Raw genomic sequence first — 24434 nt, forward strand, 5'->3', positions numbered from 1 at the left:
CGCGTCGACCGGTCGGCGTGTGCCAGGGTCGTGCCCGTGCCTGAACTCCTCGCCGAGCCCGACCGCCCGTCACTGCCGACCCTCCCGGTCCTCGCCGGTTTCCACCCCGACCCGTCCGTCGTGCGGGTCGGGGACCTGTACTACCTCGCGTGCTCGAGCTTCGAGTACGCGCCGGGGGTGCCGATCTTCCGCTCGCCCGACCTCGTCGCGTGGGAGCTCGTCGGTCACGCGTTCGACCGGCCCTCCCAGCTTGCGCTCGCGCAGGCCGGGCCGTCGGGCGGGATCTACGCCCCGACGCTGCGCCACCACGACGGGCGCTTCTGGCTCGTCACGACCAACGTGAACGACGGTCCCGGGCACCTGCTCGTCTCGGCGACCGAACCCGCCGGCCCGTGGTCGGACCCGGTGCGCATCGACGCGGGCGGGATCGACCCGGACCTCGCGTGGGACGACGACGGCACGTGCTACCTCACGTGGTCCGACGGCGGGATCGTCCAGGCGGAGCTCGACCCGACGACCGGCGAGCTGCTCTCCGCGCCGCGCACCGTGTGGCAGGGGACCGGCGGCCAGCACCCGGAGGGACCGCACCTGTACCGGGTCGGGTCGTGGTGGTACCTGCTCATCGCCGAGGGCGGCACGGGGCACGGCCACGCCGTCACGGTCGCGCGCGGCTCCTCGCCGAGCGGGCCGTTCGAGCCGTGCCCGGACAACCCGGTGCTCACCGCCCGCGGGACGCGCAGCCCGGTGCAGAACACGGGGCACGCCGACCTCGTGCAGCGCCCCGACGGGTCGTGGGCCGCGGTCTTCCTCGGCGTGCGTCCCGACGGGAGGTTCCCCGGGTGGCACGTGCTCGGCCGCGAGACGTTCGCGGCCGAGGTCTCGTGGGCCGACGGCTGGCCCCGCGTGGGCCGTGCGCTGCAGCCGCCCGCCACGCCCGCGGTCGAGAGCGTCCTCGGGGACGTGCGCCTCCCGCGGGACTGGGTCGCTGCGAGCGCGTTCCCCGGCGACGTGCTCACCTGGTCCGACGGCGCGTGGCGGCTCGTGTCGCGCACCCCCGAGGACCGGTCGTTCGTGGGCCGCCGCCAGGAGCACCGGGTGTCGGGCGCTCGCGCGCGCGTGGACGCCTCCGAGGGTGTCGGCGGGCTCGAGCTGCGCGTCGACCCGGACCACGCCGTGACGCTCGAGGTCACGGGCGACGTCGTGCGCGTCGTCGCGCGGATCGGGCCGGCGGTGTCCGTCCTCGCCGAGGCGGTCGTGCCCGCGGGCGCGGAGCTCGAGCTGCGCACGCAGGCCTCGACCGAGCACGAGTACAGCCACCGGCGCGGGCCGGACGAGGTCGTCGCGGTGCTGCACGGCCCGGAGGGACCGCGCGAGCTCGCGCGCCTGGACGGGCGGTACCTGTCGACCGAGGTCGCGGGCGGCTTCACCGGGCGGATGATCGGGCTCGTGTGCGCGAGCGGTCGGGTCACGGTCGAGGCGTTCGCGTACACCGGCAGCGCGGAGGCGCCGCCGCGGCCCTGAGACGGCCGACGACTGCGCTCGTCGACTGCGCTCGTCGACTGCGCTCGTCCACTGCGCTCGTCAACTGTGCTCGTCAACTGTGCTCGTCGACTGCACGTCCTGCGGAGACGGCTCACCCCCCGTACCGGATCGGTACGGGGGGTGAGCCGCATCGGACGTGGTCCGCGCGGGGCCGGGGACCCCGGCCCCGCGCGGGAGTGGTGCAGTGTGGTGACGGTCAGCAGGTGGGCGCCGCGTGGGCGACCTCCTCGACGCTCTCGCGGTCGTCGCCGTCCGTGGTGCGGGCGGTGACGGTCACGGTCCCCTCGGCGGGCGCCGTGCGGACGGCGAACGTCTGGTAGGCGTTCTTGCCGGGCGCGACGGCCGCGAAGGTCTTCGCCCCGTAGGCCGTGGCGACCTCGACGTCGAGGGGGGCCTCGTCGTCGTTGGTCACGCGGACCGCGAGGTACGGCTTGCCGGCGAGGCAGCGCGTCTCGACGACGGCGGTCGTCGCGACGCCCTGCTCGGCCTCGTCGCCCGCGATCCCGAGCCAGGACAGGACCGGGGCCTCGGTGCCGCCGTCGTTCGCCACGGTGTACGACACGACGGTCTCCTCGGTGAGCGTGAACTCACCGGAGAGCACCTCGGAGCGGCCCGAGCTGCCGTTGGGGAACGCGACCTTGCCCACGGGAACGGTGACGGCCTGGCCGTCCGAGCCCGTCCAGGAGACCGAGGTCTGCATGTTGCGCGCCTTGCCGCTGCCGACGTTCCACCACTCGGTGTGGCCCGAGGAGACGGTGTACGTGCCCGCCGGGAGCGTGAACCGGTAGACGAGCGGCGTCGAGGCCCCGGCCGTGTACCAGCCGGTCTCGCGCATCTTGTCGTACGGCGTCTGGCCCAGGAGGCCCTTCGCGGAGTAGTTCGCGGCCCGGCCCCAGCCGGCGGCGTCGGACCAGAGCGCGTCCGGCTCGGCGTTGCGCAGCGTGCCGCCCTTCGCCTCGACGAAGCCCTTGACGGCGGGGAACGCGGTGGCCGCCGGGACGGCGGGCGCGTTCGCGTCGACGAGGTACTGCAGGCCGTCGGGGACGACCTCGACCTGCGCCGTGACGGCGAGCGCCTCGTTGCCCGTGAACGTCCCCGTGAGGTTCACCAGGGCGTACGGGGTGTCGAACGCGCCCGCGGGCACGAACCACTCGACGGGTGCGTCGATCGTCGTGCCGGCCTGCGACGTCGCGCGGACCGTCTCCGGCAGCTCGGGGACGTCGCCCAACGAGGTGGCGAGGCGCGCGACGGGCTCGGCCACGGTGACCGGGGTGGTCTCCGGGTCGGTGACGACCGGCGGCGCGCCGCCGACGAGCACGTCGACGCCGTCGAGCGTGAACGTGCCGCTGCGCACGGTGACCGTCACGGTGTGCGGCGTCGAGCCGTCGAGCCCGCGCTGCCAGTACGACGTCTGGCGGTCGCCGGTCGAGCCGACGTTCACCGTCCGCACGGGCTGGTCGTCGACCGCGACGTCGATCGTCGCGGCGCCGCTGGCGCCGAACAGGTTGAACCCGGTGCCGTCCACCTCGAACACCGCCGAGCGGCCCGTGGCGAGCACGTGCTGCGTGCGGTTGAGGTGCGCGTAGCCGGCCTGCGTGTAGGCGAACCCGCCGGGGTAGGAGATGCGCGAGTCGGCGTCGTCGATCTTGACGGACTCCCAGGCCTGGCCCTCGATCGGGGTGACGGCGAGGTCGTCGTACTGCGTGTTGTAGTACCCGCTGACGACCGAGATGCGTCCGGTGAGCACCGGGTTGGTGCTCGCGTCGACGTACCGCGCGAGCGGGGCGTCGTCGAGCGTGACGGTGATGACGTTGTCGCGCGCCTCGACGGAGAGCGAGTGCCACGCGCCGGCGTCGAACCCGGCGATCGTGCCGGACGAGACCGCGGTGCCGAGCTTGCGGAGCTGCCACGTGCCGTCGGCGTAGACGCGGGCGGTGTAGGTCGCGAGGTCCTCGCCCGTCGGGACGTGCTGGCGCACGCCGAGCCCGGCGTAGTTCGGCAGGCTCGCGTCGCGCACCTGCGTGTCCAGCTTGAAGTCGACCGACGCGGTGTAGTTCGCCCACGAGTGGTCGCCCAGCACGGTGGCCGGGGGAGCCGTGGACGGCCGGTTCTGCGCGTGGCTGCCCCACACGTCCCACGTGTAGCCGCGGTTCTCGGCGTGGATCTTCTGCACCATGACGTTTCCGCGCTCGCCCTCGCCCTCGACGACCTCGAACGCGCCGTTCTGGTCGGCCGTGTACCGCGGCGAGCCGCCGCGGCGCTCGACGTAGCCCATCTCGACGCCGTGGACGTCGGCCGTCGGGTAGCCCTCGTACTCGTAGTCGTCGGTGTACGGGAGCTCGAGCGCGGTGTCCTGCTCGGGCGACGCGTAGTCCGCGCGGTCGTAGGCCGCGGTCGTGCCGTGCACGCCCTGGGGCAGCGTCGACAGCGTCTGGATCGAGTACGGGGCGATCTCGACCTGGTAGACGGCGTACTCGACGCCGTCCGTCGTCTCGGTGCGCACGGGCTCGACGTAGCCGGTCGGCCGCAGCCAGTTGGCGTCGTACTCCTCGCCGGCGTCCGGGCCGCGCGTCTCCCACACGGTGAGCGGGCGCGGCTCGCCGAGGTTGGCGACCTTGACCTCGAAGTGGCGCGCGGTCTTCGTGTTGTTCGCGTGCACCTGCGTGAAGTCGGGCTCGCCGCCGTCCGCGGCGGGCGTGCGCAGCGTCATGTACGTGCGGGTCGAGGTGTCGACGTTCGTGCCGCCGTCACCCTTCGTCCCGTCGCCGTACGTGGCGCCCTCGACGTACTCCCAGCCCGACTCGGCGAACTGGTGGAAGTGGCGCACGAGCGCGACGCCGACGCCGCCCTCGTAGTAGCCGGACCACGGGTCCGACGCGCGGATGAGGTGCTTGGGCGAGTACTGCGTGCCCTCGTACATCGCGCTCACCGCGGGCTGGAAGAGGAACGACGTCATGTGCGCCGGGTTGTCGCCCGCGCCGCTCCAGCGGTAGGCGTTGATGAACCGGTCCGCGATGTCGACGGCGCCGACGGTGCCACCGATACCGCCGCGTGCCGGCTCGGCGTTGATGCGGTACTCCGGGTCGATCATCGGGGCGACGCCCTCGGAGTACAGCACCTCCATGCCGAACTCCTTGTTGAGGCGCGTGAGGTTCGGCCCGCCGGCGATGTCGTAGTGGTAGCCGATCGCGTCGACCTGCTCGAGCGCCGCCGGGCTCGCGAGGATCGCCGCGGCGACCGGCTCGACGTTGCGGTACGTGTCGAGGGCGACGATCTTGATGTCGCCGTAGTCGTAGCGCGCGTCCTCGGCCTCGGCGTCCTCCTCGAGGCGCTCCGCGAAGTCCACCACCCACGCGAGCTCCGGCGCGATCGACGGCAGGTGGAAGCTGCCGCCCACCTCGTTCTGCGACGGGGACATGTAGTCGAACTCGACGCCGTACGTGTCGTACGCGGCGTCGATCGTCTCCTTGTACCACTGGTAGCGCAGGTCGGGGTCCGTCTTGGTCCACGACGGCTCGCCCCAGCGCAGCGCCTCGGTCTCGATGTCCGGGTTGATGGACAGCGCGTCGGCGATGAAGTGGAAGCCGGAGCCGCGCAGCACGTTCGCGGGCTCGTCGGCGCTGCGCTTCGTCGCGGGCTCGGTGCCCGACGACGTGTTGTTGTCCGCGCCGAGCTCGACCTTGATGTGCTTGAGCCCCGCACCCGTCTCCGGGTCGAAGATCAGGTGCATGATGCGCCAGTAGGCCTCGGGGTTCTCCTCCTTGTAGTCCAGCAGGAGGTTGCCCGTGTTGTTGCACGAGACGGAGCCGAAGCCGCCGAACACGTTGAACGGCGAGCCGTCCTCGCGGCGCTCGACGTCCTCGCCGTCGACGAGGATCTGCGCCCAGTCGATCGACGGGTCGTCGAAGCGCAGCTCGGGCAGGTCGGCCGGGAGCGCGCTGGTCGTCGACGGCGCGGCCGGTGTGGACGGGGCCGACGCCGCGGGCGTCGCGGCGACGAGGCCGGTGACCGACAGCGCGAGCGCCGTCGTCACGGCGGTCGCCGCGCGGGCGCGCCCGTTCGGCCCGCCGGGTGGGGCGTGGAGTCTCATGGTGTGCCTTCCTGTCGCCGGCACCGGCGACATGGTGCGGGGTGGTGGGGGAGGCTCAACCGCAGTGCGCGGCGGAGGCGGTGAGGTCGTGCTCGGTCGTGAGGGTCCTGCCGTCGACGTCGGCGCTCGCCGTCACGGTGACGGCCACCGCGTCGGTGCTCGCCTGCCGGGTCGGGAACGACTGGTAGGCGTTCTTCCCCGGCGCGACGTCGGCCACGGTGCGCGTCCCGAACGGCGTCGTGAGGGTGACGTCGACGGGGACCTCGTCGTCGTTCGTCGCACGGACCGCGACGAAGGCCTTGCCGGCGAGGCAGCGGACCTCGGCCTGGACGGCCACCGCGAGCTCCGGGTCGGACGGCTCCTCGCCGGGGACCGTGCCCGCCACGGAGAGCTCGCTGATCTTCAGGTAGGAGCCCGGGGTGTCGAACGTCAGGCGCAGCGCGTCGGACACGACCGCGTCGAAGCCGACCGTCGTGAGCGTGCCGTTCGGGGCGGGTGCGACGGCGCTCGCGGTGGTCGGGCGCCACGCGCCGTCGGCGTCGCGGTACTCGACGCCGACGCCGGTGATCGTGCCCTCGGTGTTGGTGAGGCGCACGGCGTCGATCTGCCACGCCTCGGCCGCGGCGACCGTGAACGTCACGCGGTCCTTCTTGCCCGTGCCGCCGGCCCACGTGGACCACGCGGTCGAGGGCTTGCCATCGCACGCGAACGACGCCGGCATGGTGCCGTACTCGGTCTGGTGGAACGACGCGCTCACGACCGTACCGGGCTCGCGGCACACGTCGACCGGGCCGTCGACCTGGACGGTCGCGGAGACGTAGCGGCCGGCGAGCGGGCCGTCCCCGGCCACGTGCCCGACAAGCGTGTGCGTGCCCCGCGTGGCGAACGCGGCGTCGAGGCTCGCGGTGCTCCAGTCGGCGGTGAGGTCGTCGTACCGCTCGCCGTCGACGGTGACGTCGAACGTCGGCTCGAAGGCGTCGCGGTCGTCGACGTGGGCGGTGAACTCGAGCGGTGTCACCGGCTCGAGCGGATGGAACAGCGTCGTGTTCGTGGGGTCCCACGCGCCGACGTTCTCGACGGTCACGCGGCCGTCCTTCACCTGGATGGGCGCCCAGACGTAGCGCGACCGCTCGCCGGCGGAGCCGTTGGCCTCGGTGATCCAGCGGTCGCCCATGTACGCGAAGCGGCCCGCCTCCTGGTCGATCGCGATGACGAACGTCGGCTGGGAGTCGAAGCACTCGACGGGGTCGGCGGTCCCGACGCCCGTGCGCGCGGCGTCCCCGACGCACGGGTTGCCGAGCCGCTCCCACTGGCCGGAGGCAGGGTGGCGGTCGTTGTTCCCGACGACGGCCTCCGTGGGCGTGATCATCGAGCGCGACCGGTACGCGACGACCGGCGTGGAGGCCCAGCCGTCGGTGCCCGACGTGAGCATGTAGTACCAGCCGTCGTGCTTAAACACGCTCGACGCCTCGCGCGAGAAGTCCGGCAGCACGCGGTTCGAGAAGTCCTCGCCGAGCGTGGCGTCGCTGCCCGTCTCGAGCGGCCCGGTGTACTCGGCGTTGAGCCGGGACACGTACATCCACTTGTTCATCTCGGACGAGTAGACGGCGTAGGCGTCGTCGGCGACCGGGTCGACCGTGTGCTCGTCCGTGTCCTGGAAGATCGTCATGTCGCGCGAGTCGCCCTCGCGGCCCGCGTTCGGCACGCCCGGAGCCCAGTTCATCTTCGTCGTGTTGACGAGCTTGAACGGGCCCCACGGGGTGTCCGACGTCGCGAAGCCGATCTCGGCCCGCGAGTACCGGGACCCGACGTTCTGGTTCGCCGGGTCGCCGCCGCCGCGCACCCAGCTCACGAGGTCGGCGTTGTCGGCCAGCGGCCCGTCCGCGTGGTAGATGACGACGAACTTCTTCGTCTTCGCGTTCCAGAGCATCTTGGGACGCTCCATGATGTTGATGTTGCCGTTGAGGCGGTACGACGCGTTCGCGAGCGCTGCCTCGTCGTACGTCGCGGCGACGCCGGCGTCCTCGTCGGCCCACGTCTCGACGTAGGGCTCGACGAAGGCCTTGGCCGCGTCGATCTGCTCCTGCGTCGAGGTCGCGTCGGGCGCGGTCTTGTTCGCCACGGCCTGCAGCGCGTCGACCTTCGCGGGGTCGACCTCGACGGCGGTGCCGGCGGCGTTCACGCGGAGCGTGAAGTGCTGGTGGCTGGGGAGCACGCGGCCCATGTCGTGCCACGTCGTGAGGTCCGTCGACCAGTAGCCGCGTACGCCGTCCACGGGACGCGTCGCGTGCGTCTTGTCCTCCCCGTACCAGAGGTGGACCTCCTGGTCGGTCGTCCCGTCACCCGTGATGTCGAGGCCGACCTCCTCCTCGTGGACGGTGACGACCGAGCCCCCGTGGGCCTTGATCGCGTTGCCGTCGGCGTCGGCCCAGACCGAGCCGTCCGGCGCGGGGACCGTGCCCGACGGCGCGGCGGCGGGCAGTGCTGTCGTGCCGGCCGCGTCCGTGGTCGCCGTCGCGGCGGTGGGCGAGGTCGCGGAGGTGGCTGAGGCCGCGGGTGTGGCGACGACAGCGAGCGAGCCGCCGAGGACGAACGCGGTCGCGGCGGCGAGGGTCGGTGCGAGGCGTCGACGATGACGCGGGGGTGCGGAGGTCGGGTGGTGCAAGTGGTGGGCGGGTCCGGCGGCAGCGTCGGGCACGAGGATCTCCTTCGATCATCCGCTCTGCCCGCGACGATCTCCCATGATCGTTTATGTTTGTTCACGAGCAGCAGCGTTCGTTCGTGTCCGAAAGTATGTTCTGCCTCACCGACCGTCAACCGAGTGCCGCGACCTGAACGGAAACGAACACGCGCCGTCGGTCGGCAGATGTCGACTGCGCGCCGGAGGTCAGCGCCGTCCGTGACGACGGCGGCGTCGTCAGCCAGCTCGACGGGAAGCACCTGCCAACTCGAATCCTGTGGTGGGCGGCCTCAGCCGCCTGCCGTCGCGGTCGGTGCTGGCATTACGCCCTGTCCCCGGCCATGGGGCTCGAGAGAAAGTCGCTCAGGCGCGTTCGCAGATGGGCGATCACCTGCTCATCACCCACGGCCGGCCCCACGGTGAACGCTATTTCCTGTCGGAGCATCTCCGGCCAGTCGAAGGGACTGTCCGGGGCGTCACGCGCGAGCCACCCCCGGAAGCGTGCGAGCGTGCCGTCGGCCAGTGCGGTCCCGAAGCCCTCGACGAAGGCCGCGACGCGGTCGAAGTCCGAGTAGCCGACGAAGAGCCCAGGCTTGGCGAGCATCGTGTCGACGACGTAGTCCCAGTCCTTCACGCGGCTCAGAGTAGCGATGCCGTGCCCGTCGCGGTGACGGCAGAATGACGTGATGCTCAGCCTGCGAGGTGCCCGCCACGAACTCGTTTCTGCGGCGCTCGCAGCCCGCGGCGACGACGAGCTGGCTGCGCTGCTCGAGGCGGTCGACGCCGGGCAGGTCGGTGTGGGTGGCGGTTCCTCGGTGCTCGACATCGACGGTGTCCCGGTGTTCGCGAAGCGCGTCCCGATCACCGACCGGGAGCTGGCCCACCCGCGCAGCACGGCGAACCTCTTCGACCTGCCGATGTCCTGCCAATACGGCATGCACCCTCTCGCCGGCCCGGGCTTCGGCGCGTGGCGCGAGCTGGCGGCGAACGAGATCCTCACCGAGGGCGTGCTCGCCGGCGAGGCGGAGTCCTTCGCGCTGCTGCATCACTGGCGCGTGCTCCCGGGTCGCCCGCCCGTCGCGGCCGAGCACGCGGACATCGAGGCGGTCGTCGACCAGTTCGGCGGCAACCCGGCGGTGCGGACCCGGTTCGAGGAGCTGGCCGACGCGACCTCCAGCCTCGTGTTCTTCCTCGAGCACCTGCCGGACCGGCTGCCCGACTGGCTGGACGACCCGGCGGCCCGGGCTGAGCGGCTCGAGAAACAGCTGTTCGAGGCCGTCGCGTTCCTGCGCGGCCGGGAGCTGCTGCACCTGGACGGCCACTTCGGCAACATGCGGGCCGACGACGAGCAGATCTACCTCGTGGACTTCGGGCTCGCCACGTCGCCGCGGTTCGACCTGACAGACGCCGAGCGCGACTTCGTCGCACGCAACGTCGAGCACGACGCCGACTACGCGGCGATGCGACTCGTGAACTGGCTGGTGACGACGGTGTGCGGGGTGCCGATGCCGACCAGCGGCGGTCCGGTGGCTCGCAACGCGTACGTTCGTCGATGCGCGCGCGGAGAGATCCCAACCGACGTGCCGGTGCCGGTCGCGGGCATCCTCGCGCGGCACGCACCCGCCGCGGCGCGGATGAACGACTTCTGCTGGCGGCTGGTCGACGGTGACATCCACGCGCAGTACGACGACGGTCGGCCCTGAGGGGACCGACCGTCGCCGTGCTGCGTTGTGCGGAGGCTCAGCCCAGCGGGCCGTACAGCGCGGGAGCCGTGCGGGCCTGCGTCGCCTGCTCGAGCGCGTACGCCAGACCGAGCAGCGGGCCCTCGTCGAAGTCGCGACCGAGGAGCTCGAGGTTGACCCCGGCGCCGGGGATGGCCTCCGCCGAGGACGCCTGGCCCATCGGCACCGATACCGCCGGCATCCCCGTGTTGGGGCTGAGCCGCAGGTTCGTGCCGATCGTGCCGTAGGGGTTGCCGCTCGGGTAGACGAGGGCGTCGAGCTCGAGCTCGTCGAGCATCCCGGTGACGAGCGTCTTGCCCTCGGCGAGCACCTTCGTGTGCGTGCCCTCGGGGCCGGCCCACGCCTGGTACGTCTCCTCGGTGATCGCCCCGCGCGACACGTAGGTGCTGCGGCGCGACGGGACGAAGCGGCCCGAGTCGACGATCTGCGACAGCGTGCGTGCCTCGACCGCGGGGGAGAGATGGGTCGCGACGTACGCGTCGAGGTCGTGCTTGAACTCGTTCGTCGAGCCGGAGCCCTCGCCGACGACGCTCGCGAAGCCGCGCGGCAGCACGTCGGAGTACGACGTCGGCGGGGTGACCTCGACGACCGTCGCGCCGAGCGACTCGAGCGTCGCCCGGGTCTCGGCCCACAGGCGAACCGTGGTCGCGTTCGTGCCGATCATCGACGGGACGTACCCGATGCGGGCGCCGTCGAGCGCGTCGGCGTCGAGGTACTGCGTGTACGACGCCGGGACCTCGCCCTCCTGGCGCGACGTCACCGGGTCGGCCGGGTCGACGCCGACCACCGCGTCGAGCGCGACGGCCGCGTCGGTGACGCTGCGCGTCATCGGGCCACCCGTGTCCTGGCTCAGCGCGAGCGGGATGATGCCGTCGCGGGACGCGAGGCCGATCGTCGGGCGCACGCCGACGAGCTGGTTGTACGACGACGGCACGCGGATCGAGCCGCCCGTGTCGGTGCCGAACCCGATGCCGGCGAGGTTGGCCGAGATGGCCGCGCCGGTCCCGCCGCTCGACCCGCCGGCCGTGCGGCTCGTCGAGTACGGGCTCGCGACGAGCGTCGACGTGCCCGCGTCCTGGAAGGACGAGAACTCCGACGCGAAGCCGAACGCGAACTCGTCGAGGCTCGCCTTGGCGAGGAGCACGGCGCCGTCGGCCCGCAGGCCGTCGACCATCGCGGCGTCGGTCGTGGTCTGGTTGGCGTCCCAGCACCCGCAGCCGCCGGTCGTCGGCATGTCCTTCGTGTCGTAGTTGTCCTTCACCGCGACCGGCACGCCGAGCAGCATGCTCGTCATGCCCTGCGACGCGCGCACCGCGTCGGCCTGCTTCGCGGCGTCGAGCGCGACCGTGCTCGTCGTGACGATCGACGCGAGCGGACGGCCGCCCTCGGACGTGTCGACGAGCGTGCGGTCGTACGCCGCGATGCGGTCGAGGTACTCCTGCGTGATCTCGACGGACGTCGTCACGCCCGCGTTCATCGCGGCCTGCATGTCCACGACGGACGCCTCGACCAGCTCGAACGGCCCGTCGTCGTAGACGATGCGCTGCGAGACGGCGGCGAGGTCGGCGACCGTGACAGCGCCGTCCGCGTCGGTGTCGACGAGCGCGACGTCCTTCCAGCCCTCGTCGTCGGCGGTCAGGCCGAGGTTCGCGGCGACGACCGCGAGGTCGTCCGCCGTCACCTGCAGGTCGCCGGTGAGGTCGAGCTCGGTGTAGTAGGGCGCGAGGAGCGTCCCGGACGCGCCGGGCGCTGCGGGTGCGCTCGTCGCGGTCGGCGCGGCGGCGAGGCCGACGACGAGGCCGGTGAGCGTCAGCGCGGCGACGCCCCTTGCCGCGCGGCGATGCGTGAGGGTCACGGGTCGGTCCTTCCGGGGGTGGTGCGCGGAGGCGGTCGTGGCGGTGTGCGTGCTCATCGGGACGCCACCGCCCGACGGCGTGCCACGAGGATCCCGACGCCGGTCGCGACGGCCAGCACGGCGCAGGCGACGATGGCCGCGACGCTCGCGCCCGTCGAGGCGAGCGGGCCGCCGGAGCCGCCGCGGTCGGTGCCGCCCGCGCCGGACGACGTCGGGTCGGAGGTCGCGTCGTCGTCCGTGGGGGTGGTGCCGGGGTCGGTCGTGCCCGGGTCGGTGGGCGGCGTCGTCTCTCCCGGCTCGTCGGTGGGGACGGGCACGGCCGTGACGGTCGTGGTCGCCGTGCCGGCGTCCTCGAGCGTGACGGTCTCCTCGTCGGTGCCGACGAGCGTGACGACGGGGACGTCGAAGACCGCGTCGCCCGCGGCGAGCGCCGTGAACGTCAGCGTCGCGAGCGTGACGTCGCCCTCCAGCCCCGGCGAGGTGCCGAGACGCGTGTGCGCGATGGCGACCGTCCCCGCGCCGTCGTCCGTCGCGTCGGAGAACCCGCCGTCGGGCGTGACGGCGCTGTCCTCGACGAACGCGACGAGCTCGGGATCGTAGGCGACCGCGAGGTCGTAGGCGTAGAGGTCGGCGGCGCCCGTGACGGCGACGGTCACCTCGACGGGCTCGCCGGCCTCGACGGTGGCGGGCGCGTCGACGGTGACGTCGGCGACGGACGGGACGGCCTGGGCCGCCTGGGCCGTGAGCAGGCTCGCGGCGAGCGTCAGGCCGCCGACGAGCGTGGCGCGCCGTCGATCCCGACGGCGCGTGGGGGTGTGGGTCATGGGGGAGCGGTTCCTTCCTCGGGCGGCGCGGCGCACCTGTCCCCGAGTCCTGAGGGGTGCCCTGCCGCCAGCGATGCTCACAGGACCCTGTTTCTCGATCGTTTCCGGCGCGTTAGCGCAAACACGCACGTGGGTCTCGGTTCTGCTTCACCCGGTGCCCGTGGCGCGGGTCGGCCGTTTCGCGGTGCCGTTGCGGCGGCTAGGGTGACGGCCATCACAGTGCGAGGCGAGAACCGAGGTGACGGCGTGATCGAGATCGTCTTCCGGATGCGGGACTGGCACTACGTCGACGGCACGCTGGACAACACCGGGGCGACCGAGCGCGTGGGAGGAGACGAGAGACTCGCCGCGTCGGCGGGCCGACTGCGAGAAGTCGGCTGGGCGGCAGCCGCCCGGCACCCGCGGAGCCTGCCCGGGTGGGGTTGGCCGCCCGAGGACGACGAGCTCGCCGTGACGCTCGACCGGACCGACTGGGAGCTGGTCGTCCACGAGCTCCGGCGCTGGGCGGAGATCACAAAAATGCGCGCCGACGACGACGCAGCGGACGAGGCGGCGACGCAGCGCCGGGTCGCGCAGCTGATCGAGCGTCGGCTCGACGGCGGAGCAGCTTCCACCCAGCCCGCGTCGTCGGGTGGGTCGACAGGACCGGCCCCGTCGTCCGGACCAGCGTCGTGAGCACTCGATGACGTCCGTGACGTGGCCGCAGGCTCTGGCCTGGCGGCTGGGACGGCAGTTCCTCGACCCCGTGGGCGACGAGCCGGCCACCGGCGTCGTTCGCCGGCTCGGCGCGGTGCCCGCCGCGGCGGACGCCGAGCTCGCGATCCGGCTGCGGCAGTCGTCGTCGCGACCGGGGGAGGTGGCGCGGGCGCTCGCGGACGGCGAGCTGCTCGCCGTCTACGCGTTCCGCGGCGCGACGCACCTCGTCATGCCCGAGGACGGCGGCGCCTACCTCGCGCTGCGCGCCGCCGGCCGGATGTGGGAGCGCGCGGGCTGGCGCGAGTACTACCGCCTCGAGCCGGAGGACTGGCCGCGGCTGCGCGAGGTCGTCCGCGAGGTCCTGAGCGACGGACCGCTGACCCGCGCGGAGCTCGGCGACGCCGTCACGCGCGACGCCGCGTACTCCCACCTGCGGCAGGCGTTCGTCGACCCGTCGCACACCTTCCTCAAGCCGTTCGTGTGGCAGGGCGACATGAGCTTCGGCCCCTCGCGCGGCCAGGAGCCCACGTTCCGGCGGCTCGACACCAACCCGCGCTGGACGCCGTGGCCCGACCTCGACGAGGCGGGTCGCCACGCCGTCCTCGCCTATGTCGGCACCTACGGGCCGACCACCGAGGCGCACGTCCAGTACTGGCTCGGCGAGGGCCTGGGCGCCGGTCGTGCTCCCGTCCGCCGGTGGTGGGTTGAGCTCGCCGAACGGTTCGCCGAGGTCGACGTCGAGGGGGAGCCCGCGACGGTGCTGCGCGAGCACGCGGATGCCCTCGCCGCGACGCGGCCGTCGACGAGCGTGCGCCTCCTCCCGGGACACGACCAGTGGGTGCTCGGCCCGGGCACGGCCGACGCGCACGTCGTGCCGCCCGAGCAGCGCCAGGCCGTGAGCCGCGGGGCGAACCTCGTCGTGGTCGGTGGCGTCGTCGCGGGCACGTGGGCGGTGTTCGGCGACGACGTCACGGTGACGTGGTTCGTCGGCGCCGGGCCGGCCGCCGAGACGACGGCGCCCAGGGCGCTCCCGGACGAGGTCGGGCGGCTCGGTACTCTTCTCGACCGTCCGCTGCGGCTTCGTCCGCGAATGGACTGAGGCGTCAGGCGTAGGGAGCGGCTGTCGTCCACCGGAGGCGCGGCTTCCACGGCATGGCGAGAAGAAGGCCGACCAAGCCCTCGGCAGTGTCCTCGCGGACCGAACCGTCCGGCATGGGGACGCGGTAGGAGCGCACCCCCCGTCCTGTGCCGACCTCGATCCTCCCCTCGACGGCCGCGGCGATGATCGCCTCGACCACGTCGACGCTGGCCTGCTCACGGGGCAGCTCCCAGCCGGGAGCACCGCCGAGACTGACGACGACACCGTCGGCGTCGTGCATCACCCAGACCTCCACCGTGCCCTCCGACGGCGAGCGCACCGTGAACCCTTCGACACCACCTTCGTCGTGGGGCGGGGAGACGCTTCCGCGGCCGGTCAGCCGCTCCTGCAACCGGGCCGCCAGGGCGCGGAGCGCAGCAGTGGTCTCGTCGAGCGGCAACGCCTGCGGGGCCTTCATGGGGGCAGAGTCTTCCACGGCGACACCGCTTTCCCTGCCGGATTAACCGTCCGAACGTGCGCTCGATCTGTCACCCTTCCTCCGTGAGGTCACGAGGGACGGCTGCCAGCTTCATGGCGCGCGATGGCGCCAGTGCTGACGAGAGACAAGCACTCTGCCGCGCGGTGCTGCACGTGCTCCAAGACCGGCTGACCTCCATCGATGTCGACGTGTACTCGGACGACCCGTGGCCACCCGACGTCGAGTGGGCGGTGGCGGAGCTCTCCGACCGCGCCGTCGAGCAGCGTGGCCGGTTCGCGAAGCGGTTCGGCTGGGCGCCGAGCGTCACGGTTCGTCTCGACCCGCGCGACGGTCGCGACCTCGACCTGGCCGCGGCGATCGCGCCGTACACGATCGCGATGACGGGAATCGCCAGGAGCGGAGGCATCGTCGTGGCGGCAGACGACACCGGCAGCTCGTTCGTCGTCGAGCTCACTCCGACGGAGCATGCGGCGGTTCTCGCCCGGATCGGAGAGCTCGCCGTGAGCCGGGACGTGTTGGTCGTGTTCGGAGACTGAGAGCACGGAGGCAGCCGAGACCAGGGCTGCCCACCGGCACGGGTGGAGAATGCTCGTATGGCGACGGCAGGGTCGGCGCCGGCCGGAGGCGACGACGTCGCGCGTCTAACGGACGCGCAGCGCGCCTTGCGCGCGCAGATCCTCGCGACGGAGCACTGGAGCCTTCTCGCGTCGCGATCGACGACGCAGAGCGAGGTGCTGACGCGTATCGCGATCTTCCTCACGCTCGTCTCGGCGGGGGTCTTCGGGCTGGGAGTGCTCGGTAACGCGACGAGCTTCCGGGGTGGGTTCGCGGCCGTCGCTATCGGCGTGCTGCTGCTCCTGTCGCTGCTCGGCGGCGTGACGCAGTTGCGCGTGTTCGCCACGGCAGAGGAGGACCTCGCGCACGTGCTCGCGATGAACCGGCTGCGCGGCGCGTACGTCGACCTCGACCCGGGCGTCGAGCGGTACTTCCTCATGTCGGCCGCCGACGACCTGGCCGGTGCCAACCGTACGTACTTCCCGTTCGCGTCGCGGGACCGGACGCAGATGCTCGCGAGCTCGATGATGCTCATCCTCGTCGTCGAGTCGGTGCTCGTCGGGCTCCTGTGGGGGAGCGTCGTGTGGGTGCTCACCGACGCCGCGGGGTGGGCGATCGCCGTCGGCGTCGTGGCCGCGGTGGCCAGCTTCGTGCTGTGGTTTCTGCGCGGTTACCGGAGCTACCGGGCGCTGTGGCGCCGGCACGTGCCGCTGCGTCGCAGCTCGCCCGGAGGGGATCCGCCGGGCTAGTTGTGATGTCCAGGGAGGTTGTCCGGATCCCGTGATGACGACACGGGGGCGGGTTACCGGATGACGAAGGCCTCCGGTTGTGAAGTGGAGCTGTCGAGGAACCACTTCCACCCGCCGGAGGCCTTCGTGTCACACGCTAACGCCCTGCTCACCCCGAGAACACGACTGCGGCTGGCGCGGCTGGTCGTCGAGTCCGGCTGGACCTACACGGCCGCGGCGAAGATGTTCATGGTCTCGGCCCGCACCGCGAGGAAGTGGGCCGAGCGATATCGCACCGAGGGCGTGGCCGGGATGGCCGATCGCAGCTCGCGCCCGCACCACAGCCCGACCCGCACCCCGCAACATCTGGTCAAGCAGGTCGTGCGGCTGCGGTGGCGACACCGGTTGGGACCGGTCCAGATAGCCGGGCGCCTGCACATGCCCGCCTCCACGGTCCATGCGGTGCTGGTGCGGTGCCGGATCAACCGGCTCACCCGGATCGATCGGGTCACCGGCGAACCATTGCGCCGCTACGAGCATGACCATCCCGGCTCACTGATCCATGTCGACGTCACCAAGTTCGGCAATATCCCCGACGGGGGCGGGTGGCGCTACGTCGGGCGGCAACAGGGCTACCGGAACCAAGCAGCAACCGCTCTACGCACAGGCCGCACGGCCAAGGGCAACCCGAGCATCGGCACCGCCTACCTGCACACCGTGATCGACGACCACTCCCGACTCGCCTACGCCGAGATCCGGTCCGACGAGAAGGGCGCAACCGCGGTCGACGTGCTCGAACGCGCCGTGAACTGGTTCGCCGCACGCGGGGTGCACGTCGAGCAGGTGCTGTCCGACAACGGGTCGGCCTACCGATCCCACGCCTGGCGCGACGCCTGCACAAGGCTGGGGATCAAGCACAAGCGAACCCGGCCCTACCGCCCGCAGACCAACGGCAAGATCGAACGCTTCCACCGCACGCTCGCCGACGAGTGGGCCTACGCCCGCTTCTACGCCTCAGAGACCGAACGCCGCGCCGCGCTACCCGGATGGCTCCACTTCTACAATCACCACAGGCTCCACAGCGCGATCGGCAACCAGCCACCGGTCAGCCGGCTGACCAACCTCCCTGGACATCACAGCTAGTTAGAGTTCTGGATCTCGTCTCTCCGCGCTCGTGCCTCTCGGTGGGGTAGACGGCGACGAAAGTGTGCCCTAGATCGCCGTGTCTCCTAACCCAGGAGGCACTCGGTCGCCCATGGCTAGGCGGATGTTGAGTGGAGGAGATCAGCTTGCTCGCCCCCGATGGCGGGCGAGAGGCCCATCGCGCCTGCAGCGCGAGGGCCCCTCTCGGACCCGGCCCGGCTCGAACGGGCAGCCACCCTCACCAACTGCAGGCTGGACGCGCCCTTACCGGGGGTAGGCGCGCCTTGGGCGGGCTCAGAAGTGAATGTACATCCGGCGGCGGACCAGGTCAGCCTGATTGGAAGACGCGCCCTAGGGTGCCGAACGACTATCGGCCTGCTCGACGTCGCGCTGACGTGCTGCCACGTTCTCGGCGAGCTCCGCCTGGGATCGGAAGTGCCGCAACGGCGTGCCATAGAGGCGGCGAGCAAGTTCGGGATCGCAGTCTGTCAGGGCGCTGATACGCGCGATCGCCACGTCGTCGGACGGGGCAGCAAGTACGGCGTCGACCACCTGGTGCAGCGACTGCCGGGCACCGAGCATCGCGACGGCCTCCGCGAGTCGGAGTCGAAGCTCCGCGTCATCTGTCTGACGGCGCCCGGCTGGTCGACGGCGCGCGACCTGCTCCGCGGTGAGGGTCACCTCGAGCGGATGATCGACGGTGAGCCCGAGCTCCGGCAGCAGTGCCACGACGTGATGAGGACCGGGCCGCTCGACGTCGCTCGTTGCCGGGGACATGGCGACGGGTAGTCGCGCATACTCACCCGGGAGCAGGGGAACGGCGGGACGACCTCCGCGGAAGTACCCGTACGCGAACGGCACGTCGGGTGCATCCTCGTCTGTGACGGGGCGTAGGGCGCCGATCGCGACGAAGGCGCTGTCGTCTTTCAAGGCCCAGGTGTCCTCACCCGTGTTCACGACGTCGATCGCGAGCAGGTCGAGGTCCGGAGCGTTCCTGACGGCGTCCGGCCACCGGAGACGCAGACCACGACCGAGCTCCGCCCTGCTCGGTCTCACCGTCATCTCCTCGTCGTGGAAGGTCCAGCGTCGTCGACCGTCGGTATCGGCCGCGGAGACTGCTCCGACGCGCCACGCGGACCCATCGGACCGCGTCGGAGCACCGACCACGGTCACGCCCCTCCGGTCGCTGAGGACGCGCCACCCGTCGCCCGGGGCCCCGGGCGCGGTCGCGCAGTCGACGCCCAGGTCTGCGAGGAGCCCAGCAAGTGGGCCGCCGGGCGCAGCCAGCACCTCGGGGTCGATCTCGCCCGTCCCGAGGCGAGGCCAGGTACGGAATCGGTCGTCCATGGCCGTCAGCATCCCAGACGGGCAGGATGGCGCGCATGACCAGCTCGCTGCCGCACGTCGACCTCAGCCTGGACGAGATCCGCGCGGTCACCGGCTACGCGGCGAGGTGCGCGACGACGGCGATTCCGTTCTTCACGACTGAGCATCCCGACGACCCGCGACCGCGGGAGGCGATCGACACGGCGCTCTCGTTCGCCGAGGGTGGCAAGCGGACCAGCGCGCTCCGGAGGGCTGCTTTCGCCGCGCTCGCGGCGGCCAAGGAGGCCGCGACGCCTGCTGCCGCTGAGGCCGCGCGGGCGGCGGGCCACGCGGCCGCTGCTGCCTTCCTGCATCCTCTCGCCCAGGCGACCCAGGTGAAGCACATCCTCGGCTCCGCGGCGTACGCGGCCCGTGCGGCGGAGCGCGCAGCGGGCGATGACCGTGGGGTCGGGGACGAGTGGGTGGACCGCGCGCACGCGAGTGCGCCGGAACTCGTCGTCGCTGTGCTGCGCCGGTACCCGGCGGCTCCTGAGGGCGGCGGGCGCGTCGGCGAGCTCCTCCGGATGCTCGACGCCTCCTTGCGCCGCTGAGGCTGCGGTCCAGCGGAGCGGTCTTCTCATGTCCGAACGTCTCGCTCTGCGAGCGGCGTTGGATCCTCGGCGGGATGCCTACTCTCGCGCCCATGGTGCTGGAACTAGATGGCGAAAGCGACGTCAGTGAGCGGTCTTGTCCAGAGTGCGGGCGCCCCAATCTGCTGGTGACGACGTTCGTCCTTCGTGATGGTGAGCCGTACGGCATGGCGAAGACGGCTCTGCGCGATCATGACGGCCAGGAGGCCCGGATCGACGTCGCGCTGGGTGACTTCGGCGAACGACGGACGTCGTCACACGTCTCCTTCGGCTGCCGCGTCGGGCCGATCGAGGGCTCGTCCGAGCCCGCAGCGTCGGCTGTCCACGCTGCGCAGTGCTACGGCGACGCCTGGTTCTGGGGCCACAAGCTCACGCGAGACGAAGCTCTGGCGCATCCGAGGATCGACGAGTTCTGGACGGTCGTGGACTTCCTTCTCGTCCACGAGCCGTCGATCCAGCATCACGTCTACCACCTTGGTCTCGGCGGTGATGACGTGAGAAGTCGTCGCCGCGTGACGTGGTGGCGACGTCGGCGCGGCGGCCGCTGACAGGGGAGCAAGGGCGCCGTCAGGGCGACGGGGAGGCAGTTCGGCACGATCGACCCGCGGCGTGCCCACCGGAGGACCAGACGGATCGGCTCGAGGAACCCGAGCTGCGGTCGCCTTACTTACAGTTTCCGAGAAACTGTATGTAAGGGCGGAGGCCTACCAACACGTCTTCACGAGTGGCCTGTGGCGAGAGTCATGTGCCGGACGCGCCCGAAGGGCTCATGTCATCGACGACATGGATGCATCATGTATCTATGCCACGCACCACCAGCGGCTCTGCCACCGAGCAGGCCTATCGTCACGTCAAGCGGCACGTCCTCGACGGGAGCCTGCCCGGCGGGTCGATGACGAGCGAGGGCGAGATCGCCGAGCAGCTCGGCGTGAGCCGCACGCCGGTGCGGGAGGCGTTCCTGCGGCTCGAGGCCGAGGGTCTGCTGCGCCTTTACCCGAAGCGTGGGGCGCTCGTCGTGCCGATCGCGCCGGGCGAGGTGGACGACGTCCTCGACGCGCGGCTGCTTATCGAGACCCACGCGGCGCTCGGCGTCGCGCGCCTCCCGGAGAGCGAGCTCACCGCGTTGGTCGCCCTACTGCGCGACCTCGTCATCGCGCAGGAGGCCGCTGTCGCCGCCCGCGACGTCGCCGAGTACGCCACCCTCGACGCGCGGTTCCACGCCGAGATCGTCGCCGCCGGTGGGAACGACCTCCTCACGGCCTTCCACACGAGCCTGCGCGAACGTCAGCAGCGCATGGTCGCGCACAGCGTCCGCTGGGACGAGAGCCGCGCCGCGACGTTCGTCGCCGGGCACCGCGCTCTCGTCGACGCGCTCGAGGCCCGTGACACCCGCACCTACAAGCGCCGCATCCAGCGCCACCTCGACGACGCGCGGACCGGCCTGTGAGCCGCGCGACCGACGCCCCGACCGAGGTGAGCCGGCAGACCGGGACGGCTCCGCGCGTCGGGCACCGGGCCTGGCTGCCTGTCGCCCTGGTCATGGCCGTCGTCGCGTGGGGCGGCAACGAGTTCACGCCGCTGCTCGTCATGTACCGGGAGGTGGGGCACTTCTCGGCGGTGACCGTCGACGCGCTGCTCGCCGCGTACGTGCTCGGCATCGTGCCGGCGCTGCTGCTCGGCGGTCCGCTGTCCGACCGGTACGGGCGCCGACCTCTGCTCCTGCCCGCCGCGCCGGTCGCGCTCGTCGGGTCGCTCGTCCTCGCGGCGGGGGAGTCGTCGGCCGCGTTGCTCGCCACCGGGCGCGTCCTGTGCGGGGTGGCGCTCGGGCTCGTCATGGCCGTCGGCACCACGTGGGTCAAGGAGCTCAGCGACGCCGCGGCGCAGCAGTCCGGCGTGCCCGACGGCGGGTCCGGCGCCCGGCGCGCGGGCCTCGCCCTCACGCTGGGGTTCCTCGTCGGAGCCGGCGTCGCCGCGGTGCTTGCGCAGTGGGCGCCCTGGCCGACGCACGCCGCCTACCTCCTGCACGCGACGCTCGCCGTCGTGGCGGGCGTGTGGGTGCTGCGCGTCCCCGAGACGCGCATCGGCGCGGGGGCTGGTCCTGAGAGTGCGGAGCGGGGACGTCTGGTCGACGACCTGCGCGTCCCGGCCGTCGCGCACCGGCGGTTCCTGCGCGTCGTCGTGCCGGTGGCGCCCTGGGTGTTCGGGTGCGCGGGCAGCGCGTACGCGGTGCTGCCCGGTCTGGTCTCCGCCAGCGCGGGCAGCGCACCCATCGCGTTCTCCGGGCTCATGACGGTGCTGGGGCTCGGGTGCGGCGTCGGGATCCAGGTGCTCGGTCGGCTCATCGACACTCGGCACAGCGCTCGGGCGTCGGTCGTGGCGATGTCGATCGTCGTGGTCGGCATGGGGCTCGGCGCCCTCGCCAGCGCGCGGCTCGACCTGCCGACGGCGCTCGTCGCCGCCATGGTGCTCGGCGCCGGGTACGGGCTCGCGCTCGTCGCTGGGCTCAGCGAGGTGCAGCGCATCGCGACGCCCGACGACCTTGCCGGGCTGACCGCCGTGTACTACTCGCTGACGTACGTCGGGTTCTGCGTGCCGGTGGCGCTCGCAGCGCTGTCGGTGCGGTGGACGTACGCGCAGATGTTCCTCGGCGGGCTCGTCATCGCAGCGTCGTGCCTGGTGGTCGTCGCGTGCGCGTGGCGGGCGCACCTGCCGACGGGGGAGCGGCGTGCCGTGCTGGAGCCCGGCAACGTGACCGGAGGTAGAGCCACGACCGGGGCAAACGGTGCACTGGAGGCATCGCGGATGGGGTAGAGTATCCGAGGCTTCACGGGGTCCAATCCGTGTTCCATATGGAGTAGTACGTTCCATATGGACTCGGCCCCGTGGACGAGCCACGGGCTGTGGCGCAGCTTGGTAGCGCACCTGACTGGGGGTCAGGGGGTCGCAGGTTCAAATCCTGTCAGCCCGACCGGTGTGATGTCTCAGGACATCGGAATGGCCGGACCTACGTTTTCGTAGGTCCGGCCTTTCGTCGTTTCGGGGTAGGCCCGGGTGGTCGGCTGGTGGGCTGGTAGTCGCGTGCGGGGTCGAGGGTGAGCTCGCGCAGGGTCTCGCCGGTGGCGCGGTCGATGATGCGGATGTCGAGGTCGTGGACCAGGAGCAGGACGTAGGTTCCGGCGTAGGTGCGGCCGATGCCGATGTGGTGCAGGCGGCTGGCGTGGCGCAGGGTGACGGTGCCGGTGTTGGAGACGCGGTCTTCGCGGATGCGGTCGTGGGTGTCGGTGGTCCGGTCGGTGCCGGGGCCGGTCTTGGGTCTGGCGGTGTAGGCGGTGGCCGGGGTCTGGCGGTGCGGTAGGGATCGGTGGGGGCGGTGGTGGTTGTAGTGGTCGGCGAAGGTGTCGATGAGGTGCTGCAGCTCGGCGGTCGTGCGGGGTTGTGCGTCTTGGGCGCGCAGCCATTTCTTCATCGTGGCCTGGAACCGTTCGACCTTGCCCTGGGTGGTGGGGTGGTTGGGTCGCCCGTTCTTCTGGACGATGCCGTGGGCGCGTAGCTCGTGCTCGAGCGCGGTGCGTCCGCCGCGGTATCGGTGGCTGGTCAGGCGCACGGTGTAGACCAGGCCGTTGTCGGTCAGGGTCGAGGCGGGGTGGCCGTGCTGGTCGGCGGCGTGGCGGAAGGTGTCCACGACGATCTGGGCGGTGATCGCGCGGTGGGCGCTGACGTGCAGGACGTAGCGGGAGTGGTCGCCTGGCCAGGTGATGATCTCGACGTCGGCGCCGGGCGTGCCGTGCGGGCGGGTGAGGCGGTAGTGCGTGAAGTCGGACTGCCAGCACTCGTTCGGTTGCTCGGCTTCGAAGCGCAGGTAGGAGGACTTGGGGCGCTTCCTCGGCTCGGGGGTCACGGCGCCGGCGCGGGCAAGGATGCGGTGGACCGTCGCGCGCGAGAGCCGGGTGTCGTGGTGGTGGGCGAGGTGCCAGGTGATGGTGTCGGCGCCGGCGTCCAGGCCCTGGCCGGTCAGCGCCTTGCGCAGGGCCAGGACGAGCTCGACCACCGGTGCCGGCGTCGCGCGCGGTGAGGTGTGCGGGCGGCGCGAGCGCTGTGCGAACGCGGCGTCGCCCTCGGCACGGTGGCGGGCGAGGAGCTCGTAGATCCACGAGCGCGAGACGTCGTACTCGCGAGCGACCTGCGTGACGGGGCGGTGCTCGACGGTGACTGCGGTGATGACCAGCCGGACCTTGGACATGACCGATCATCACGGCGAGGAACACCCCCTAGGTGTGTCGGCGATGTCGTGAGACATGCTGTCCGGGATGTCTTGAGACACCTGTCCGGGATGTGTTGAGCCAGGACACTGTCAGCCCGACCGGTGTGATGTCTCAGGACGTCAGAATGGCCGGACCTACGTTCTCGTAGGTCCGGCCATTCGTCGTTTGGGGGTGGGCCCGGCTGGTCGGCCGGCGCGCTGGTAGTCACGTGCGGGGTCGAGGGTGAGCTCGCGCAGGACCTCGCCGGTGCCACGGTCGATGATGCGGATGTCGAGGTCGTGGACCAGGAGCAGGACGTAGGTTCCGGCGCAGACTGCCGCATCTAGCGGGACGCGTCGTCGAACCAGGTGATGATCCCGAAGTCGGCGGCTGGCGTGCCGTCGGGACGGGCGCGTCGGTAGTTGGTGAAGTCGGACAACCAGCACTCGTTCGGTTGGTCGGCCTCGAAGCGGAGGTAGAAGGACTTGCGTCACTTCCTTGGCTCGTGGTGATGCCGCCGGCGCGGGCCAGGATGCGCTGGACCGTCGCGCGCGAGAGCGGGGTGCCGTGGTGGTGGGCAAGGTGCCAGACGATGGCGTCGGCGTCGGCCTGGGCGTCGGCCTAGGCGTCGGCGTCCAGGCCTTGCTCGGTCAGCGCCTTGCGCAGAGCCAGGATGAACTCGACCACGGTGTCGGGGGTGGCGTGCGCAGTTGTGCGTGGGCGGCGTGAACGGGGTTCAGACGCCTTCGTGGCAGTAACGGGCCAGCAGCCTGGTGACCCATCCCTGTGATAGTCCGTAGTGGCTG

19 protein-coding genes and 1 tRNA gene are annotated in these 24434 nt (G+C 71.8%); 12 read left to right on the top strand and 8 right to left on the bottom strand.

Annotated elements, in window-relative coordinates; all coding sequences use genetic code 11:
* Positions 1-36: 36 nt before the first annotated feature.
* Positions 37-1521 carry a glycoside hydrolase family 43 protein gene (locus ACZCLJ_RS02815; protein ID WP_463105382.1) on the top strand — a complete coding sequence of 495 codons (1485 nt, stop codon included), beginning with the start codon at positions 37-39 and terminating at the stop codon, positions 1519-1521.
* A gap of 217 nt (positions 1522-1738) precedes the next feature.
* On the opposite strand, the gene ACZCLJ_RS02820 is transcribed toward ACZCLJ_RS02815, so the two are convergent.
* From ACZCLJ_RS02820 to ACZCLJ_RS02830, 3 genes are all read right to left on the bottom strand, one after another.
* Entirely contained in the window at positions 1739-5632 is a 3894-nt protein-coding gene (locus tag ACZCLJ_RS02820) for a hypothetical protein (protein WP_463105383.1), read from the bottom strand.
* 55 nt (positions 5633-5687) lie between these two features.
* Positions 5688-8330: a glycoside hydrolase family 43 protein gene (locus ACZCLJ_RS02825; protein WP_463105384.1), complete on the bottom strand. Its 2643-nt coding sequence runs from the start codon at positions 8328-8330 to the stop codon at positions 5688-5690.
* Positions 8331-8634: 304 nt separating this feature from the next.
* Positions 8635-8946 carry a hypothetical protein gene (locus tag ACZCLJ_RS02830; protein WP_463105385.1) on the bottom strand — a complete coding sequence of 104 codons (312 nt, stop codon included), beginning with the start codon at positions 8944-8946 and terminating at the stop codon, positions 8635-8637.
* 52 nt (positions 8947-8998) lie between these two features.
* On the opposite strand from ACZCLJ_RS02830, the gene ACZCLJ_RS02835 reads away from it, so the two are divergent.
* A complete protein-coding gene (locus ACZCLJ_RS02835) occupies positions 8999-10015 on the top strand; it encodes an aminoglycoside phosphotransferase family protein (protein ID WP_463105386.1) in 1017 nt (338 codons plus the stop codon).
* Between the two features lie 37 nt (positions 10016-10052).
* Here ACZCLJ_RS02835 and ACZCLJ_RS02840 read toward each other — a convergent pair whose 3' ends face one another.
* Positions 10053-11909, bottom strand: a complete 1857-nt coding sequence (locus ACZCLJ_RS02840) for an amidase family protein (protein WP_463105387.1) — start codon at positions 11907-11909, stop codon at positions 10053-10055.
* Between the two features lie 53 nt (positions 11910-11962).
* A complete protein-coding gene (locus ACZCLJ_RS02845) occupies positions 11963-12733 on the bottom strand; it encodes a cohesin domain-containing protein (protein WP_463105388.1) in 771 nt (256 codons plus the stop codon).
* A gap of 246 nt (positions 12734-12979) precedes the next feature.
* Between ACZCLJ_RS02845 and ACZCLJ_RS02850 the strand changes: the two genes are divergently transcribed.
* The gene (locus tag ACZCLJ_RS02850; protein WP_463105389.1) at positions 12980-13408 is read left to right on the top strand and encodes a hypothetical protein; all 429 of its coding nucleotides are present in this window, start codon (positions 12980-12982) and stop codon (positions 13406-13408) included.
* Between the two features lie 7 nt (positions 13409-13415).
* Positions 13416-14528 carry a DNA glycosylase AlkZ-like family protein gene (locus ACZCLJ_RS02855; RefSeq protein ID WP_463105390.1) on the top strand — a complete coding sequence of 371 codons (1113 nt, stop codon included), beginning with the start codon at positions 13416-13418 and terminating at the stop codon, positions 14526-14528.
* 4 nt (positions 14529-14532) lie between these two features.
* Here the strand turns inward: ACZCLJ_RS02855 and ACZCLJ_RS02860 are convergent, their stop codons facing one another.
* On the bottom strand, positions 14533-14985 hold the full coding sequence (locus ACZCLJ_RS02860; RefSeq protein WP_463105391.1) for a hypothetical protein: 453 nt from the start codon (positions 14983-14985) through the stop codon (positions 14533-14535).
* Between the two features lie 83 nt (positions 14986-15068).
* Here ACZCLJ_RS02860 and ACZCLJ_RS02865 point away from each other — a divergent pair, with 83 nt between their 5' ends.
* The 3 genes from ACZCLJ_RS02865 to ACZCLJ_RS02875 all read left to right on the top strand — a co-directional run bounded on the left by ACZCLJ_RS02865 (position 15069) and on the right by ACZCLJ_RS02875 (position 17432).
* Positions 15069-15542 carry a hypothetical protein gene (locus tag ACZCLJ_RS02865; protein ID WP_463105392.1) on the top strand — a complete coding sequence of 158 codons (474 nt, stop codon included), beginning with the start codon at positions 15069-15071 and terminating at the stop codon, positions 15540-15542.
* 57 nt (positions 15543-15599) lie between these two features.
* Complete coding sequence (locus tag ACZCLJ_RS02870; RefSeq protein WP_463105393.1) at positions 15600-16310, top strand: hypothetical protein; 711 nt, start codon at positions 15600-15602, stop codon at positions 16308-16310.
* Positions 16311-16436: 126 nt separating this feature from the next.
* Positions 16437-17432, top strand: a complete 996-nt coding sequence (locus ACZCLJ_RS02875) for an IS481 family transposase (RefSeq protein ID WP_463106342.1) — start codon at positions 16437-16439, stop codon at positions 17430-17432.
* Positions 17433-17783: 351 nt separating this feature from the next.
* Here ACZCLJ_RS02875 and ACZCLJ_RS02880 read toward each other — a convergent pair whose 3' ends face one another.
* The gene (locus ACZCLJ_RS02880; protein ID WP_463105394.1) at positions 17784-18779 is read right to left on the bottom strand and encodes a hypothetical protein; all 996 of its coding nucleotides are present in this window, start codon (positions 18777-18779) and stop codon (positions 17784-17786) included.
* Positions 18780-18814: 35 nt separating this feature from the next.
* Between ACZCLJ_RS02880 and ACZCLJ_RS02885 the strand changes: the two genes are divergently transcribed.
* The 5 genes from ACZCLJ_RS02885 (at position 18815) to ACZCLJ_RS02905 (ending at position 22355) form a co-directional block, all read left to right on the top strand.
* Positions 18815-19348: a putative immunity protein gene (locus ACZCLJ_RS02885; RefSeq protein WP_463105395.1), complete on the top strand. Its 534-nt coding sequence runs from the start codon at positions 18815-18817 to the stop codon at positions 19346-19348.
* Positions 19349-19440: 92 nt separating this feature from the next.
* Entirely contained in the window at positions 19441-19935 is a 495-nt protein-coding gene (locus ACZCLJ_RS02890; protein WP_463105396.1) for a hypothetical protein, read from the top strand.
* A 254-nt stretch (positions 19936-20189) separates the two neighbouring features.
* Positions 20190-20834, top strand: a complete 645-nt coding sequence (locus ACZCLJ_RS02895; RefSeq protein ID WP_463105397.1) for a GntR family transcriptional regulator — start codon at positions 20190-20192, stop codon at positions 20832-20834.
* Entirely contained in the window at positions 20831-22198 is a 1368-nt protein-coding gene (locus ACZCLJ_RS02900) for an MFS transporter (protein ID WP_463105398.1), read from the top strand. The genes ACZCLJ_RS02895 and ACZCLJ_RS02900 overlap by 4 nt, the downstream gene beginning before the upstream one ends.
* Positions 22199-22281: 83 nt before the next feature.
* Positions 22282-22355 (top strand) — tRNA-Pro (locus tag ACZCLJ_RS02905).
* 36 nt (positions 22356-22391) lie between these two features.
* On the opposite strand, the gene ACZCLJ_RS02910 is transcribed toward ACZCLJ_RS02905, so the two are convergent.
* Positions 22392-23627, bottom strand: coding sequence for an integrase core domain-containing protein (locus ACZCLJ_RS02910; protein WP_463105399.1), 1236 nt, complete (start codon positions 23625-23627; stop codon positions 22392-22394).
* Positions 23628-24434: the final 807 nt, after the last annotated feature.

Source organism: Cellulosimicrobium sp. So1_17, from assembly GCF_055181235.1.

Coding starts and splice junctions, on each gene's coding strand:
- ACZCLJ_RS02845 (WP_463105388.1), bottom strand. CDS start 12,733: ATGACCCACACCCCCACGCGCCGTCGGGATCGACGGCGCGCCACGCTC.
- ACZCLJ_RS02890 (WP_463105396.1), top strand. CDS start 19,441: ATGGTGCTGGAACTAGATGGCGAAAGCGACGTCAGTGAGCGGTCTTGT.
- ACZCLJ_RS02860 (WP_463105391.1), bottom strand. CDS start 14,985: ATGAAGGCCCCGCAGGCGTTGCCGCTCGACGAGACCACTGCTGCGCTC.
- ACZCLJ_RS02835 (WP_463105386.1), top strand. CDS start 8,999: ATGCTCAGCCTGCGAGGTGCCCGCCACGAACTCGTTTCTGCGGCGCTC.
- ACZCLJ_RS02820 (WP_463105383.1), bottom strand. CDS start 5,632: ATGAGACTCCACGCCCCACCCGGCGGGCCGAACGGGCGCGCCCGCGCG.
- ACZCLJ_RS02885 (WP_463105395.1), top strand. CDS start 18,815: ATGACCAGCTCGCTGCCGCACGTCGACCTCAGCCTGGACGAGATCCGC.
- ACZCLJ_RS02870 (WP_463105393.1), top strand. CDS start 15,600: ATGGCGACGGCAGGGTCGGCGCCGGCCGGAGGCGACGACGTCGCGCGT.
- ACZCLJ_RS02880 (WP_463105394.1), bottom strand. CDS start 18,779: ATGGACGACCGATTCCGTACCTGGCCTCGCCTCGGGACGGGCGAGATC.
- ACZCLJ_RS02910 (WP_463105399.1), bottom strand. CDS start 23,627: ATGTCCAAGGTCCGGCTGGTCATCACCGCAGTCACCGTCGAGCACCGC.
- ACZCLJ_RS02895 (WP_463105397.1), top strand. CDS start 20,190: ATGCCACGCACCACCAGCGGCTCTGCCACCGAGCAGGCCTATCGTCAC.
- ACZCLJ_RS02855 (WP_463105390.1), top strand. CDS start 13,416: ATGACGTCCGTGACGTGGCCGCAGGCTCTGGCCTGGCGGCTGGGACGG.